16 protein-coding genes and 1 riboswitch are annotated in these 14,172 nt (G+C 68.7%); of the genes, 11 read left to right on the forward strand and 5 right to left on the reverse strand.

The window, feature by feature from the left end; all coding sequences use genetic code 11:
• The first annotated feature begins 12 nt into the window (after window positions 1–12).
• A complete protein-coding gene (locus tag AC069H_RS14580; RefSeq protein ID WP_478232604.1) occupies window positions 13–954 on the forward strand; it encodes a hypothetical protein in 942 nt (313 codons plus the stop codon).
• Window positions 955–1,334: 380 nt separating this feature from the next.
• Here the strand turns inward: AC069H_RS14580 and AC069H_RS14585 are convergent, their stop codons facing one another.
• Together AC069H_RS14585 and AC069H_RS14590 are read right to left on the reverse strand one after the other, a co-directional pair.
• On the reverse strand, window positions 1,335–1,715 hold the full coding sequence (locus AC069H_RS14585; RefSeq protein WP_125678293.1) for a hypothetical protein: 381 nt from the start codon (window positions 1,713–1,715) through the stop codon (window positions 1,335–1,337).
• 23 nt (window positions 1,716–1,738) lie between these two features.
• Window positions 1,739–2,248 (reverse strand): hypothetical protein, encoded by a 510-nt coding sequence (locus tag AC069H_RS14590; RefSeq protein WP_478232605.1) that lies wholly within the window; start codon window positions 2,246–2,248, stop codon window positions 1,739–1,741.
• Between the two features lie 307 nt (window positions 2,249–2,555).
• Between AC069H_RS14590 and AC069H_RS14595 the strand changes: the two genes are divergently transcribed.
• The 6 genes from AC069H_RS14595 (at window position 2,556) to AC069H_RS14620 (ending at window position 5,953) form a co-directional block, all read left to right on the forward strand.
• The gene (locus AC069H_RS14595; protein WP_340682159.1) at window positions 2,556–2,789 is read left to right on the forward strand and encodes a hypothetical protein; all 234 of its coding nucleotides are present in this window, start codon (window positions 2,556–2,558) and stop codon (window positions 2,787–2,789) included.
• Between the two features lie 37 nt (window positions 2,790–2,826).
• Entirely contained in the window at window positions 2,827–3,462 is a 636-nt protein-coding gene (gene clsA / locus AC069H_RS14600) for a cardiolipin synthase ClsA (protein WP_425341935.1), read from the forward strand.
• Between the two features lie 63 nt (window positions 3,463–3,525).
• Window positions 3,526–3,909 carry a glycine cleavage system protein GcvH gene (gcvH, locus tag AC069H_RS14605; protein ID WP_005150021.1) on the forward strand — a complete coding sequence of 128 codons (384 nt, stop codon included), beginning with the start codon at window positions 3,526–3,528 and terminating at the stop codon, window positions 3,907–3,909.
• A gap of 125 nt (window positions 3,910–4,034) precedes the next feature.
• Window positions 4,035–4,502, forward strand: coding sequence for a glycogen accumulation regulator GarA (gene garA, locus AC069H_RS14610; RefSeq protein ID WP_005150023.1), 468 nt, complete (start codon window positions 4,035–4,037; stop codon window positions 4,500–4,502).
• Entirely contained in the window at window positions 4,499–5,260 is a 762-nt protein-coding gene (gene ftsR, locus AC069H_RS14615; RefSeq protein ID WP_478232606.1) for a transcriptional regulator FtsR, read from the forward strand. The genes garA and ftsR overlap by 4 nt, the downstream gene beginning before the upstream one ends.
• A 219-nt stretch (window positions 5,261–5,479) precedes the next feature.
• Window positions 5,480–5,953, forward strand: a complete 474-nt coding sequence (locus AC069H_RS14620) for a bifunctional nuclease family protein (RefSeq protein WP_005150031.1) — start codon at window positions 5,480–5,482, stop codon at window positions 5,951–5,953.
• A 342-nt stretch (window positions 5,954–6,295) separates the two neighbouring features.
• On the opposite strand, the gene AC069H_RS14625 is transcribed toward AC069H_RS14620, so the two are convergent.
• Entirely contained in the window at window positions 6,296–6,910 is a 615-nt protein-coding gene (locus AC069H_RS14625; protein WP_478232926.1) for a TetR/AcrR family transcriptional regulator, read from the reverse strand.
• 297 nt (window positions 6,911–7,207) lie between these two features.
• On the opposite strand from AC069H_RS14625, the gene AC069H_RS14630 reads away from it, so the two are divergent.
• Window positions 7,208–7,789: a MerR family transcriptional regulator gene (locus AC069H_RS14630; protein WP_005150040.1), complete on the forward strand. Its 582-nt coding sequence runs from the start codon at window positions 7,208–7,210 to the stop codon at window positions 7,787–7,789.
• 46 nt (window positions 7,790–7,835) lie between these two features.
• Window positions 7,836–7,937, forward strand: a riboswitch (glycine riboswitch).
• A gap of 170 nt (window positions 7,938–8,107) precedes the next feature.
• A complete protein-coding gene (gcvP, locus tag AC069H_RS14635) occupies window positions 8,108–10,987 on the forward strand; it encodes an aminomethyl-transferring glycine dehydrogenase (RefSeq protein ID WP_478228270.1) in 2,880 nt (959 codons plus the stop codon).
• A gap of 46 nt (window positions 10,988–11,033) precedes the next feature.
• Here the strand turns inward: gcvP and AC069H_RS14640 are convergent, their stop codons facing one another.
• Window positions 11,034–11,396 (reverse strand): nuclear transport factor 2 family protein, encoded by a 363-nt coding sequence (locus AC069H_RS14640; RefSeq protein ID WP_478228271.1) that lies wholly within the window; start codon window positions 11,394–11,396, stop codon window positions 11,034–11,036.
• A gap of 114 nt (window positions 11,397–11,510) precedes the next feature.
• On the opposite strand from AC069H_RS14640, the gene AC069H_RS14645 reads away from it, so the two are divergent.
• Both AC069H_RS14645 and AC069H_RS14650 read left to right on the forward strand, forming a co-directional pair.
• On the forward strand, window positions 11,511–12,338 hold the full coding sequence (locus tag AC069H_RS14645; RefSeq protein WP_478228272.1) for a helix-turn-helix domain-containing protein: 828 nt from the start codon (window positions 11,511–11,513) through the stop codon (window positions 12,336–12,338).
• 48 nt (window positions 12,339–12,386) lie between these two features.
• Window positions 12,387–13,211, forward strand: coding sequence for an aldo/keto reductase (locus AC069H_RS14650; RefSeq protein WP_478232607.1), 825 nt, complete (start codon window positions 12,387–12,389; stop codon window positions 13,209–13,211).
• A 251-nt stretch (window positions 13,212–13,462) separates the two neighbouring features.
• Here AC069H_RS14650 and AC069H_RS14655 read toward each other — a convergent pair whose 3' ends face one another.
• Window positions 13,463–14,149, reverse strand: coding sequence for a hypothetical protein (locus AC069H_RS14655; protein ID WP_478228274.1), 687 nt, complete (start codon window positions 14,147–14,149; stop codon window positions 13,463–13,465).
• Window positions 14,150–14,172 lie beyond the last annotated feature (23 nt).

Below are 14,172 nucleotides of genomic sequence, written 5' to 3' on the forward strand. Positions count from 1 at the left end.
GCCGGACAGGGGGTGTTGGTGGTCTTCCTCGAACTGGATCGGAAAGACGGGCAGCGCACGAACGCGATGATCATCGCGTTCGTGATCGGGATCGTCTGGGGTTCAGTCGCGGCCTTCGCCGGACGATGGGCCGTCGAAGGATTGGCCGGCACCTACGATGTGCGCGCGGTGATCTCCGAAACGAACTCCACGACCACCGAAGGACAGCACGGCCCGCGTACCTCCTACGAGGTTCTGGCGATCACCGAAGACGGCCGCGCGATCGAAGTGCCGACAAGAGACGCGTTCGGCCTCGCTGATCCGGTGGTCGCCCGGCTTTCGTCGGTGACGGACCGGGTTCTGTCCGTGCGCGGGGCCGCCGACGTCGTGGAAGCCCACCATCCGTGGGAGAAGATCACGGCGATGTCCCTCGGCTGGGCGCTCCTGGCGCTCGCGGCCATCGTGCTGGTCAGAGTGGCGAGACCGGGGATCGCGTGGAAGTCCCTGCCGTTCCTGGCCGGGCTGGCCTTCGCCGCGTTAGTGGTCCTGACGCCGGTCGGCTTCGGCGGGAAGGCCTACCGTGAGGCGGCCGACCCCGTCCCGAATCTCTGGGAACACCGTCGCGACTTATGGGGACCGCCGCCGGTGTTCGCCCGTGGGCAGACCGCCGTATCCGGGGAGGCGGTCGTGCGGGTGCTCGACAGCAGGACCGGGCCGCCCGAGGGAGCCGAGGCGTGGTTGAGCGGATTCCACGTCCTCACCTTGCGGATCGAGGCGTCCCGCCTCGGCGACACGCCGCTGGAACTGTCGGCCGACGAACACGGTGAGCCGGAGCGGGTCAAGGACTGCGCGGGCGCTCCCGGCGCTTTCGGCGGCACCACGGGTCTCGTCTGTTTCGTGGTCCCGCCCGGATATCGGCCCGAGTACCTTCTCGTCGGCAAACTCGAACACGAAGTCCTGCTGAGGCTCCAGTGAACGACGAAAGGACTCGTGTGTCGGAAAAGGCGCGGAAACCCGGAGGCCTTTCCCAGGTACGCGAGCAGCCACAGCGGCCGCGGGTGAAGGACCCTTCCCTCGGCTGAGCCGAGGAAACTCGACCTTCATGTACCTCAGACGGAAACCGGCGCCGGTACCGCGCCCATCGACACACCTTCGAGTTCGTGAAGGGTGACGATCTGTCCGGTTTCGGCCTCGCCTTGCGCGACCTTCTCTCCGGCGGCAAGCAGGGCGGCACGGCCCTGGTGGGCAAAACCGCCGACTGCGGCAAGGTGACGTGTCGCGGGACGGCGGGTTCTCGAAACCAGGACAGAGGTTCGAGGCCTGCACCATGTACGGCCAACTGGGGCGACTGAGGCTCAGGAGCGGGTCGCTTCGATCTGGCGCTCGTCTTCGGTCGAACAACTCGTCACCGGATCGTTCGGCCCGCTCCCGCACGTCCAAGCCCCGACCACCACGGGGCCGGGCCCTTGCGGTGACGCCGCCTCGGCGGGCGTCAGCTTGGCGAAGTAGTCCGTGAGCACCTGCGTCGCTTCGGCGCACTCGGCCTTCCCGCGCACGACGACCTTGTTCTTCGCGCCCTGGAACCCGGTGACCTCGCCACACGGCGTACCGGCCAGGACCTGGTCGGCCGTGGGGGCGGGGGAGGGCGGCGGCGCGGCCGCGGGAGCGGGATCGGCGCCGCAACCGCTCAGCAGGACGACGGCGAACGCGGCGGGGAGCACGGCGAGGCTCTTCATGGGCCCTTCTTCTCGAGGATGGTTCATTCGACGGGGACGACGGCGGCGAACACGTTCTGTTCGCCCTTGCTGCAACTGGTGCCGCCTTGCGCGGCGGGAGCGCCGGAGACGCACAGCCAGCCGTCCACGGTCTCGCTGACCGGTTCGTCCGAGCCCGCGGACTGCCGTCCGGCGATCCTCTGGTGGAACGAACCGACTATCCCGGTCGCGTCCGCGCACGAGACCCCGGGGCCGTTGAGCACCTGGAGGGTCAGCCCGCTGGCCGCGGTGACCGTGCCGCACGAACCCTGAACCGGTTCAGCGGGTTTCGGCTGGGAAGTGGGAGGCGGGGCGGCGGAGGGACTCGGCGGGGTCCGCGACGGGATCGGCGGCACCGGCACGCTGGACACCACTGTGGGGAGTGAGGGCGGCGAGACCGACATCGAGGTGACAGGCGGTGGCGGATCTTCGCCCGAACAGGCGGCGAGCGTTCCGGTGACGGCGCAGGCCGCGAACAGGCGCCGCCACGTTCCCGTGGTGGTCGAGACGCGCAAGGCGATCCTTTCGTCGGCCGGTCGTGGCCGGCCCATTCTGACCCGGCCGGGCCCGATGCCGTGGCATTGAGCCACGTTCGATTCGCGGGAGGCTATCGCGACCCCGCCGCCGCGGTACGCGAGGACCGCCCACTGACTGTCCATTGTGGACGATTAACATGCCGTTCACAGCGCGACAACATCCTGCTGTCGTCGCGAACCGATCGGACGAATCCATGCCGGATCCGTTAACGCGCGGACCCGTCCTGCCGAAAACAAAGGTAGCGCTCCGGCGTGTCCCAGTCCCCGTCACGAAACCGTGAGAGTGATGAAGACCGACGAACAGACCGACCCCGCGTCACCCCAGGCCGCCGCGCCGGCGAGCGCGGAGCTGCCACCGACGGCGCCGTGCACCGTCGTCTGGTGTAGTGGCCGCCCGTACGTCCTCGAGACCTCCGCCGGCCACAACCGCTGGATGGGCACCGACCACCGAGGCAGGCCCGTGGCGCTGACCAGCGCGGACCTGCAACGCCGCGGCTGGACCCACACCCGGGCCAGCTGACGGGGGAGGACCTGCCGCCGCTGGATAGGCTGAGCGGGTGAGTACGCCCCCCGAACCGAGCGTGACCAGCGAAGAGCCTTCCCTGCTGCGGCAGGCCCTGAACGTTCCCAACATGCTTTCGATCCTCCGGCTCGCCGGGGTGCCGGTCTTCCTGTGGCTGCTCCTCGGCCCGAAGGAGGACGGCTGGGCGCTCGCGCTGCTCGTGTTCAGCGCGCTCACCGACTGGCTCGACGGCAAACTCGCCCGCTGGCTCAACCAGATGTCGCGGCTCGGCCAGCTGCTCGACCCCGCCGCCGACCGGCTCTACATCCTCGCGACCCTCATCGCCTTCCTGATCCGCGACATCATCCCGTGGTGGCTGGTGGTTCCGCTGGTCGTCCGCGAGGCGGTACTGGGCGTCTGCGTGTTGCTGCTCCGGCACCGCGGCTTCGCCCCGCCGGAGGTCACCTACATCGGCAAGGGCGCCACTTTCGTGCTGATGTACGCCTTCCCGTTCCTGCTGCTCACCCAGGGCGGTTCCGACATCGCCGCGATCGCCAGGCCGATCGGCTACGCCTTCACGGCGTGGGGTGCGGTCCTGTACGTCTATTCGGGCGTGCTGTACGTCGTCCAGACCGCACGGGCGCTACGACCGGCCGGACCCGTCGAGTTGCGGGAGGCGCCGGGCGCGTGACCCGGCGGGATGCGAAACTGCGCGCGTCGGTTTCGAGCGAGGGCGTCAGAAAGGGGAGCGGCGTTGTCCACTCCAGAAGAACTGCGGTACACCGAGGAACACGAGTGGGTCTCCGTGCGCGACGGAGGGCTCGTGCGCGTGGGCATCACGGAGTACGCCCAGGACCAGCTCGGTGACGTGGTGTTCGTCGAACTGCCCGAGGTCGGCAAGCAGGTCGGTTCGGGCGACGCGTTCGGCGAGGTCGAGTCGACCAAGAGCGTTTCGGAGCTGTTCGCCCCGCTCGACGGCGAGGTGGTCGCGGTCAACGACGCGGTGACCGAGTCGCCCGAGCTGATCAACAGCGACCCCTACGGCGAGGGCTGGCTGATCGAGCTCCGGCTCGACGACGCGAGCTCGGTGGAATCCCTGCTGGAGGCCGAGGCGTACCAGGCCCTGATCAAGGAATAGCCGCAGGCCGCGGCCCTTCGGGAAGAGTAGGGGGAGCCGCGGGCCGGAGATTCGATCAGGCACGGTACGTTTGACCTCCACACGTTCTTGAGTAGTGGCAACACACATGCGTTAGGAGAGCTCAGGTGAGCACGAACGACGGGCCCGGCGTTCCCCCGGAGCAGTCTCCGGAGCGGACTTCTGTCTTCCGGGCCGACTTCCTGGCCGACGTCGAAGGCACTGAGGCTCCTCCGGCTGCCGAGGCCCCCGTCCAGGGTGTGGACGCGCTGCCCGCGGGTTCCGCGCTGCTGGTCGTCAAGCGGGGTCCGAACGCGGGCTCGCGCTTCCTGCTGGACCGCGACACCACCAGCGCGGGACGGCACCCGGACAGCGACATCTTCCTCGACGACGTGACGGTCTCCCGGCGGCACGCCGAGTTCCGCCGTGAGGGTGGCGAGTTCGTCGTCATCGACGTCGGCAGCCTCAACGGCACCTACGTCAACCGCGAGCCGGTCGACCAGGCCGTCCTCGCCGGTGGCGACGAGGTGCAGATCGGCAAGTTCCGCCTGGTCTTCCTGACCGGCCCGGGTCACGGGGGCCAGGGGGCACGGTGACGGCGGCCGGGCGGCCTGATCGGGACGCGTCGCAGCGCGATGGGTTGAGCATCGGAGCCGTGCTGGCACAGCTGCGCGGCGACTTTCCCGATGTCACCATCTCCAAGATCCGGTTCCTCGAGGCGGAGGGTCTGGTCCAGCCGGGCCGGACCCCGTCGGGGTACCGGCAGTTCGCTCCGGCGGACGTGGAGCGGTTGCGGTTCGTCCTTTCCGCCCAGCGGGATCACTACCTCCCGCTGAAGGTCATCAAGGAACAGTTGGACGCGGCGGATCAGGGCGCCGCGCCCTCGGCGGCGATGCCGCGGCCGCCGCGGAAACTCGTGTCACTCGACGCCCCCGGGGAGAACGGCGGACTGCCGTCCCCGGGGGACTTCGAGACCGACCGCGAGATCAGGCTGACCGAGGAAGATCTGCTCCGCCAGGCCGGCATCGACGCCGCCACCCTGGCTGAGCTGCGGCAATACGGTCTCGTCCGCCCCGGGGCGGCGGGGTTCTTCGACCCGGACGCGGTGCTCGTGGCGAAGACCGTGAAGGCGATGACCGAATTCGGTATAGAGCCGAGACATCTGCGTGCCTTCCGGGCCGCGGCCGACCGCGAGGTCGGCCTGCTGGAGCAGATCGTGACCCCGGTGTATCGGCATCGTGACGAGGACGCCCAGGCGAGGGGTGACGAGGTCGTCCGGGAGCTGGCCGCCTTGACCGTGGCGTTGCACACGCTCTTGGTGAAGGCCGGAATACGGGCTGTCACGGGCGGTTGAACGGCTTCGGGGGCCGGGAGCGGTTGTGCGGTCACTTGTCAATGCCTGAATGTTCGGCACCCTATGCCGTACCGTGAGAGTCGGGTTTGCCACGGGCGAACCGAGAATGTCGGAGACAGCGAGCACAGCGCTCGGAAGACGGGTAGCGTCGGGACTACCGTCGCTTGGTCGTCGAGACAAGCGTTGCAGCCCGTGCGCACGAGAGGGAGGCGAAGCCCGATGAGCGAGATGCGCGTCGTCGGCGTGCGGGTGGAGCTACCCGCGAATCAGCCGATCTTGTTGCTGCGGGAAACCGAAGGCGAGCGTTACCTGCCGATCTGGATCGGCTCGGTCGAGGCCACCGCCATCGCCTTGGAGCAGCAGGGAGTCCGCCCGGCCCGTCCGCTCACCCATGACCTGCTGAAGGAGGTCATCGGAGCGTTGGGCCGTGAGCTGGAACAGGTCGTCATCACCGATCTGAAGGAAGGCACGTTCTTCGCGGAACTGGTCTTCGACGGGGACATCCGGGTTTCGGCGCGGCCGAGCGATTCGGTGGCGCTGGCGCTGCGGGTGGGAGTGCCCATCCACGCCGTGGACGCGGTGCTGGAGGAAGCGGGTCTCATCATCCCCGACGAGCAGGAGGACGAGGTCGAGAAGTTCCGCGAGTTCCTCGACTCGGTCTCGCCGGAGGACTTCCGCGGCGCCGACACCTGATCACATCCTGGGATTCCGCGCGAAGGGGCGGTGCCGGTGGCGCCGCCCTTCTTCGTGCGTGCGTTTAGTCCTCTGAATGCGTGGCGCGGCGGCCGGCCGCGCCTCAAGTACGTGAAGGACCCCTTTCCTCGGCTGAGCCGAAGAAAGGGGTCCTTCACGCGCGGTTGCTGTGACTGTTGGTGCACCTGGGGCCAACGTCCGGTCACGGCGACCGTGAGGGCCTCCTTCACTACCTTCAGGGTAGGCAAGGAGGCCTTCACGGACTTCTCCGATCGGGGCGAGCCGACCTCAGGCGGACCGAAAGGTGCCCTTCGCCTCGCACTCGCGACTCACGCGACCCAGTCAGGCGGCGGTCGCCTTGACGAACAGGTCCGCCAGTTCCCGCCCGTACCGCTCCAGGTCCAGTTTCGGATCCGCCGCGAACTTCGCCGCGACACCGTCGATGGCCTGCGCGATCGACAGCGCCATCACGTCCGGCGCGAACTCGCCGAAAGCGCCTTCCTGCTGCCCCTGCCGGAGCTGACGTTCGAGCCTGCCGGTCCGGAACTCCTCGACCAGCGGTGCCGACATGAACCAGCCCTCGGCGTCCGAGCCGCTCGAGCCCATCTCGACCATGACCCGCACCAGTTCCGGGTACGAGCCCAGGAACGCGATCTCCGACTCGATGTAGCCGCGCAGCAGCCCGGCCCGGTCGGTCGTGCCCTGGATCCGCTCCTCGAGGAACTTGTCCTTCATCCCGGTCGCGGTGGTGACCACGGCCTGCATCAGGCCTGCCTTGTTGGTGAAGTGGTACGAGATGATCCGGGTGCTGGACAGCCCGGCCCGCTCCTTGATCTTCGCGAACGACGTCTTGTGGTAGCCGAGGTCGGAGATCGTCGCGATCGTGGCTCCGATGATCTGGGCCCGCCTGGCCGCCTCGGCGACCGACAGCCCCAGCTCCGCCTGGACCTCTTGCATGGCGCTCTGAGTGGAGGGAGTTACTTGCATGAGTAAAAAATAACACGGCTGAGTAAAAGTGGCAACCATGCGGCCGAATGGGGGACTGTGCTCGACAAGCCTCAAGAAGAGCTTGAGGTGGCCCGCGCGTCGCGTTGACCGCTTTGCCGGACGCGCTTACCGTCAATGAAGGTGAATCGCCAAGGTGTGATTCGGATGTCTGGGGCATTCGTCTTGACGAGGAACTCCGGTGCGGACTCACGTGGGTCCGCGCGGCTTTGTTCGCCGGCCGCCAGGTCGGGCGAGGGGAGGCATGGCGTGGTCGAGGCTGGTAGCCCTCAAGAGCCGCTCGTTCCGGTCGCTGACGGCGAGCAGGGCGAGCTGTTCCCCGACTCTTCCCTCCCGGACGAACTCGTCGGCTACCGAGGCCCCGCCGCCTGTCAGATCGCCGGGATCACCTACCGGCAGCTCGACTACTGGGCCCGCACGAAGCTGGTCGCGCCGAGCATCCGCACGGCGCACGGCTCCGGTTCGCAGCGGCTCTACTCGTTCAAGGACATCCTCGTCCTGAAGGTCGTCAAGCGGCTGCTGGACACCGGTGTCTCCCTGCAGAACATCCGCGTCGCCGTCGACCACCTGCGTCTGCGCGGCGTCCGTGACCTCGCCAAGGTCACCCTGTTCTCCGACGGCACCACCGTCTACGAGTGCACCTCGCCCGAAGAGATCGTCGATTTACTCCAGGGTGGGCAAGGTGTCTTCGGGATCGCGGTCAGCGGCGCGATGCAGGAGATCAGCGGCACCATCCACGAGTTCCCGGCCGAGCGGGCCGACGGCGGCGTGATCGAAACGGTCACGCCGGACGAGCTCACACAGCGCCGTAACGCACGTCGCACCGGCTGATCATGAAGCCGTGCGGGCGGCAGGGTAGGCTCACTTCCGCGGTCGACGAATCCGCGCGGGAGAGACCGAGCCGATAACCGTTGAGCTCGGCGCCGAAGGAGCAAGTCCTCCCCGGAACCTCTCAGGCACCCTGGACCGCGCGGAAGAGACGCCTCTGGAAAGTGGTTCGCCAGGTCACAGCCTGGCGGCCCCGCCGACGGTGCAAGCCCGGCTCAACACTCGGGCGAAACTCTCAGGCGCCCCCTCGGGGGTACGGACAGAGTGGGGAGGGCCAGGACAATCGTCCCGGCCCCACCCCCGCGTCTTGGGAGGTCCCCGATGGAGCCCGTATCACTGGCCGCTCTCGAATCCGGGACCCCCTTCGCGGACCGGCACATCGGTCCCGGCGCCGAGGAGCTCGCGCGCATCCTCGACGTCGTCGGCGTCGCTTCCCTGGACGAGCTCGCCGAGCGGGCCGTCCCCGCGTCGCTGCGGGAGTCCGCGACACCGCCGGATCTGCCGCCGCCCGCCACCGAGACCGGCGCGCTCGCCGAACTCCGCGCGCTGGCCGCGCGCGACCGGCCGATGGTCCAGATGATCGGCCTCGGCTACCACGGCACCGTGACCCCGCCGGTGATCCGCCGGAACGTGCTGGAGAGCCCGGCCTGGTACACCGCTTACACGCCGTATCAGCCGGAGATCTCGCAGGGCCGCCTCGAAGCGCTGCTGAACTTCCAGACCATGGTCGCCGATCTGACCGGCCTGCCGATAGCCAACGCCTCCATGCTGGACGAGGCGACCGCCGCGGCGGAAGCGATGACGCTGGTCCGCCGGGCGGGCAAGGCGAAGTCGAACCGGTTCGTGGTCGACGAGGACACCCTTCCGCAGACGATCGAGGTCCTGCGCACCCGAGCCGAACCGCTCGGCATCGAGCTGGTGACCGCGGATCTGTCCCAGGGCATCACCGGACTGGGCCTGGGCGGCGACTTCTTCGGGGTGCTGCTGTCGTATCCGGGCGCGTCGGGAGTCGTCCGCGAATGGGACCACACGATCACCGAGGCCAAGGCACTGGGCGCGGCGGTGGTGATGGCCGCGGATCCGCTGGCGCTGACCCTGTTGCGGTCGCCCGGTGAGCTCGGCGCCGATGTCGCGATCGGATCCACGCAGCGGTTCGGGGTCCCGATGGGCTTCGGCGGGCCGCACGCCGCGTACCTCGCGGTTCGGCAGGGTCTCGAACGGCAGCTGCCCGGCCGTCTGGTCGGGGTGTCGAAGGACGCCGACGGCGCTCCGGCGTACCGGCTCGCGCTCCAGACCCGTGAGCAGCACATCCGCCGCGAGAAGGCGACGAGCAACATCTGCACCGCCCAGGTGCTGCTGGCGGTGATCGCGTCGATGTACGCGGTGTACCACGGTCCCGAAGGCCTGCGCGCCATCGCGAACCGCGCGCACCGGATGGCCACCGTGCTCGCGGCAGGACTCGCCGAGAGCGGTGTCGACGTCGTGCACTGCGAGTTCTTCGACACCGTGATGGTCGCCGTCCCCGGCCGCGCGACCGGGGTCGTCGGCACCGCCCGGGAACTCGGGGTCAACCTGCGGCTCGTCGACGCGGACCACGTCGCCGTCGCCTGCGACGAGACGACGTCCCGTGAGCACCTTTCCCTGGTGTGGAAGGCGTTCGGGGTCGCGGTGTCCGATGTGGACTCGCTCGACGCGGACACCGCGGACGGTTTCCCGCCGGATCTGCGCCGCACCAGCGACTACCTGACGCATTCGGTCTTCCACGCACACCGCTCGGAGACGGCACTGCTCCGGTACCTGAGGTCGTTGTCCGACAAGGACGTCGCGCTCGACCGGAGCATGATCCCGCTCGGCTCCTGCACGATGAAACTCAACGCCACGGCCGAAATGGAGCCGATCACCTGGCCGGAGTTCGCCGGCCTGCACCCGTTCGCGCCCGCCGAGGACGCGGCAGGGCTGCTCACCGTCGTGAAGGATCTGGAGCGGTGGCTCGCCGGCATCACCGGCTACGACGCGGTCTCACTGCAACCGAACGCCGGCAGCCAAGGCGAGTTCGCCGGATTGCTGGCGATTCGCGCCTATCACCGCGAGCGCGGGAACGAGGCGCGTGACGTCTGCCTGATCCCGTCCAGCGCGCACGGGACGAACGCCGCCAGCGCGGTCATGGCGGGGATGCGCGTGGCCGTGGTGAAATGCGACGACGAGGGCAACATCGACCTCGGCCACCTCAGGTCCACTGTGGACGAGCACGCGGACGACCTCGCCGCGATCATGATCACCTATCCCTCGACGCACGGCGTCTACGAGGACACCGTCCGCGAGGTCTGCGCGCTGGTGCACGACGCGGGCGGTCAGGTGTACGTCGACGGGGCGAACCTGAACGCGCTGATCGGAGTCGCGCAGTACGGGAAGTTCGGCGCCGACGTCTCCCATCTGAACCTGCACAAGACCTTCTGCATCCCGCACGGTGGCGGCGGGCCGGGCATCGGCCCGATCGGTGTCCGCGCGCATCTGGCGCCGTATCTGCCGAACCACCCGCTGCAACCGGACGCCGGCCCGGCCACCGGCGTAGGCCCGATCAGCGCCGCGCCGTGGGGGAGCGCGTCGATCCTGCCGATCTCCTGGGCCTACGTCCGGATGATGGGCGCCGACGGCCTGCGGAGGGCGACGCTGACCGCGGTCGCGAACGCCAACTACGTCGCGAAACGTCTCGCCGCGCATTATCCAGTGCTGTACTCCGGGCACGAGGGACTCGTGGCGCACGAGTGCATCCTCGACCTCCGCGCGATCACCAAACGCACCGGCGTCACGGTCGACGACGTCGCCAAACGGCTGGCCGACTATGGCCTCCACGCGCCGACGATGTCCTTCCCGGTCGCGGGGACACTCATGGTCGAGCCCACCGAGAGCGAGGACCTCGGCGAACTCGACCGGTTCTGCGACGCGATGATCGCGATCCGCGCCGAGATCGAGAAGGTCGCCGCAGGGGAGTGGCCGGTGACCGAAAGCCCGCTGCGCAACGCCCCGCACACCGCGCGCTGCCTCGCTGGGGAGTGGGATCGCCCGTACAGCAGGGAGATCGCGGTCTTCCCGGCCGGGTTCACCGCGTCGAAGATCTGGCCCCCGGTGCGGCGGATCGACGGGGCCGCGGGGGACCGCAACCTCGTCTGCTCCTGCCCGCCACCGGAGGCCTTCGCCTGAACCCGCTCCCGATCGCGGTCGCGGGTTCACTGGCATACGCTGCAGCTCAGCCGGGCATCTTGTCGAGAAATCCCAGCACCTGCTTGATCCGCCCGTCCTCGACGGTGATGACGTCGAAACCGATCGCCAGCGGCTCTTCCGCGCCCTCCGGGCCGAGGTGCCACTGGAACCGCGCGATGTCGTGATGCGCGTCGGGCGCCGACGGCAGGCTGAACTCCAGGCCCGCGAACTGGGCTTGCGCGCCGGCGATGAAGCCGTCGACACCGTCGTGGCCGGTGACCGCGCCGAGCGGGTCGGTGTAGGCGGCGTCCTCGGTGAACACTTCGGCGATGAGCGCGCGGCGCTTGTCCGCGTCGGTCTCGTTCCACACGGCGATGTACTGCTCGGCGACGCGCTGGATGTCCGACATGGTGTCTCCTCGTTCTGTTGTGGGGTAACCGATGCCGCAACTCTGTCGGCTGAAGGTGGGGCCCGTCGATTACGCGGGAGGTAATGGCGGCTCCGCGCGCGTGGCCGTAGGTTCGTGATCGTGACGACCACAGTGACCGCGAGCCGTGCGGGCCGCCCCGTCGGCGAACTCCTCCGCGAATGGCGCGACCGCCGCCGGATCAGCCAGCTGGATCTCGCCATCTCGGCGGACATCTCCACCCGGCACCTGAGCTTCGTGGAGACGGGCCGGTCCAAGCCCAGTCGCGAGATGGTGCTGAGGCTCGGCGAGCACCTGGAGGTGCCCTTGAGGGAACGCAATCAGCTGCTGCTGGCGGCGGGTTACGCGCCCGCGTACGCCGAAAGCGGTCTTGGCGCCCCGGAAATGGCGGCCGTCCGCAAGGCGGTCCGTCAGCTGATGACGAGTCACGAGCCGTATCCGGCCGCCGTCGCCGACCGCTGGTGGAACCTGGTCGATGCCAACGCGAGCATCTCGATCATGACCAGCCTGGTCTCGCCCGCCTTGATGACGCCTCCGGTCAACGTCCTGCGGGTGACACTGCATCCGGAGGGGATGGCGCCGCACGTGCTGAACCTGGGGGAGTGGCGCGCTCATCTGCTCGGCAGGCTGCGGCGGCAGGTGACCCAGACGGCCGACCCGGCGCTGACCGAGCTTCTGGAGGAACTGCTGTCCTATCCGTGCGCGGATCCCGTCCCCGAGGTGGAGGTCCCCGGACCGGGCGACATCTTCGTCCCGTTGAAGCTACGCCACGAGGACGCGGAACTCACGTTCTTCAGCACGGTCTCCACCTTCGGGACGCCGTTGGACGTCACGGTGGCCGAGCTGGTGATCGAGTCCTTCTTCCCGGCCGACGCGGACACGGCGGAATATCTGCGCGCGTACGCCGCGCGCGGGGTGGAATGATGCGGGACAAGAAGTCCTGCCACAGACTCCAGTGAGGATTCCTCTTCCATGGCCGTGCCTTCCGTCGTCCTGAACAACGAGGTAGCCATCCCCCAACTCGGTTTCGGTGTCTGGCAGGTCCCCGCGGGCGACACGGCCAAGGTCGTCCGGACCGCCATCGAGGCCGGGTACCGCAGCATCGACACCGCCGCGTCGTACCGGAACGAAGCCGGTGTCGGCGAGGCGATCCGCTCATCGGACGTGCCCCGCGACGAACTGTTCATCACCACGAAACTGCCGAATCCGGGCCACGGCTACGACGAGGCGCTCCGTGCGTTCGACACGAGCCTCACGGAACTCGGCCTGGACCGCGTGGACCTGTACCTGATCCACTGGCCGACGCCTGCCCGCGGGAAGTACGTCGAAACCTGGCGTGCGCTGGAAAAGCTCTACGCGGACGGCCGGGCGCGCGCCATCGGGGTGTCGAACTTCCACGTCCCGCATCTGCGGCGGCTGTTCGACGAAACCGGGATCGTGCCCGCGGTCAACCAGGTCGAGCTGCACCCGCGGCTCCAGCAGAAGGCGCTGCGGGAGTTCCATGCCGAGCACGGCATCGTCACCGAGGCCTGGAGCCCGCTCGCGCAGGGGTCGCTGCTCTCGGACCCGACACTGACCGCCCTCGCCGCCAAATACGGGAAGAGCCCCGCGCAACTGGTGCTGCGCTGGCATCTGCAGCTCGGCACGGTCGCCATCCCGAAATCCGTGACCCCGTCCCGGATTCGCGAGAACTTCGACGTCTTCGACTTCGAACTGGCCGAGGATGATCTCGCGGCTCTCGCCGAGTTCGACGACGGGACGCGCACCGGCCCGGACCCGGACACCTTCGGCTCGTGAGTGGTAACGACGGTTCTAACCGTCCTTACCACTCACGAGACCGATGTGACCGCTGCTGCGCGTGGGAGTCCCAGAGGTAGTGAAGGCCTCCTTGCCTACCCTCAGGGTAGGCAAGGAGGCCTTCACGGACCGGCTGCGGCCAAGTCCTGAGCACGGTTGGCCCTAACGTCCTTGCCGCTCACGAGAGTCGAGGTACGGGAAAGGCCCCTTCCCGAGCGGTGAAGGGGCCTTTCCCGTAGGTTCGTGGACTCTCAGGTGGCCTTGATACCGGCGGCGGCGAAGTCGGCCTGCTGGGCGGGTTGCTGCAGGTACTGCCGGAACGTCTGCGAGGCGCGCATCTGGACCTCGTCGATGCTCTTGCCGGCGAGCCCGACGAGCGGGTAGTCGGCCGAACGCGCCGTCGCGACCGACTGGGCGGGTGAACCGACCAGCTCGGGCTTGGCGGTGTTCAGTTCGGTCACCCAGTAGGTGGACTCTGGGATCCAGGCGGCGGGGAGGCCGCCGATCGAGTCCAGGTTCGTCCGGCCGATGAGGCCGTCGAGCACGGAAGCGGAGGACAGCGCGTCGACCTGGATGACCACGCAGTGGTCGCGGACCACGGTCGCGGCGTTGTTCCACCGCTCGGCCGCCGCTCGCACGGGCTTTTCGATACTGGGGGTGACGATGATCCGCATCGGGGTGTCGCCGGCGCTGCACGCCTTGGCCTGGGCTTCGGCGCGGGTGTTGAGCTCACCGTCGGCCCAGTTCCAGCCGAAGACGCCGATCGCGACCAGGACCACGAGGACCAGGCAGGCGATCGGCCACTTGGCGATCCGGCGCCGCGGGGCCTTCTTCCCGACGATCCGGTGTGAACCGGTCGCCTCACCGCGACCCTGAGGCCGCTTCGGCGGGTCGAGGGGATGCGGCACCGGCTCCTCGGCCACGCTGTGTCGCCCCATCGTTGTCCTTTCGAAACGTGCGC

It is taken from the genome of Amycolatopsis sp. NPDC043887, assembly GCF_056435665.1.

Excerpts from the sequence above, each read along its gene's own strand:
- AC069H_RS14585 (WP_125678293.1), bottom strand. The coding sequence starts at position 1,715 with ATGAAGAGCCTCGCCGTGCTCCCCGCCGCGTTCGCCGTCGTCCTGCTG.
- AC069H_RS14595 (WP_340682159.1), top strand. The coding sequence starts at position 2,556 with ATGAAGACCGACGAACAGACCGACCCCGCGTCACCCCAGGCCGCCGCG.
- AC069H_RS14620 (WP_005150031.1), top strand. The coding sequence starts at position 5,480 with ATGAGCGAGATGCGCGTCGTCGGCGTGCGGGTGGAGCTACCCGCGAAT.
- AC069H_RS14625 (WP_478232926.1), bottom strand. The coding sequence starts at position 6,910 with ATGCAAGAGGTCCAGGCGGAGCTGGGGCTGTCGGTCGCCGAGGCGGCC.
- gcvP (WP_478228270.1), top strand. The coding sequence starts at position 8,108 with ATGGAGCCCGTATCACTGGCCGCTCTCGAATCCGGGACCCCCTTCGCG.
- AC069H_RS14640 (WP_478228271.1), bottom strand. The coding sequence starts at position 11,396 with ATGTCGGACATCCAGCGCGTCGCCGAGCAGTACATCGCCGTGTGGAAC.
- AC069H_RS14650 (WP_478232607.1), top strand. The coding sequence starts at position 12,387 with ATGGCCGTGCCTTCCGTCGTCCTGAACAACGAGGTAGCCATCCCCCAA.
- AC069H_RS14655 (WP_478228274.1), bottom strand. The coding sequence starts at position 14,149 with ATGGGGCGACACAGCGTGGCCGAGGAGCCGGTGCCGCATCCCCTCGAC.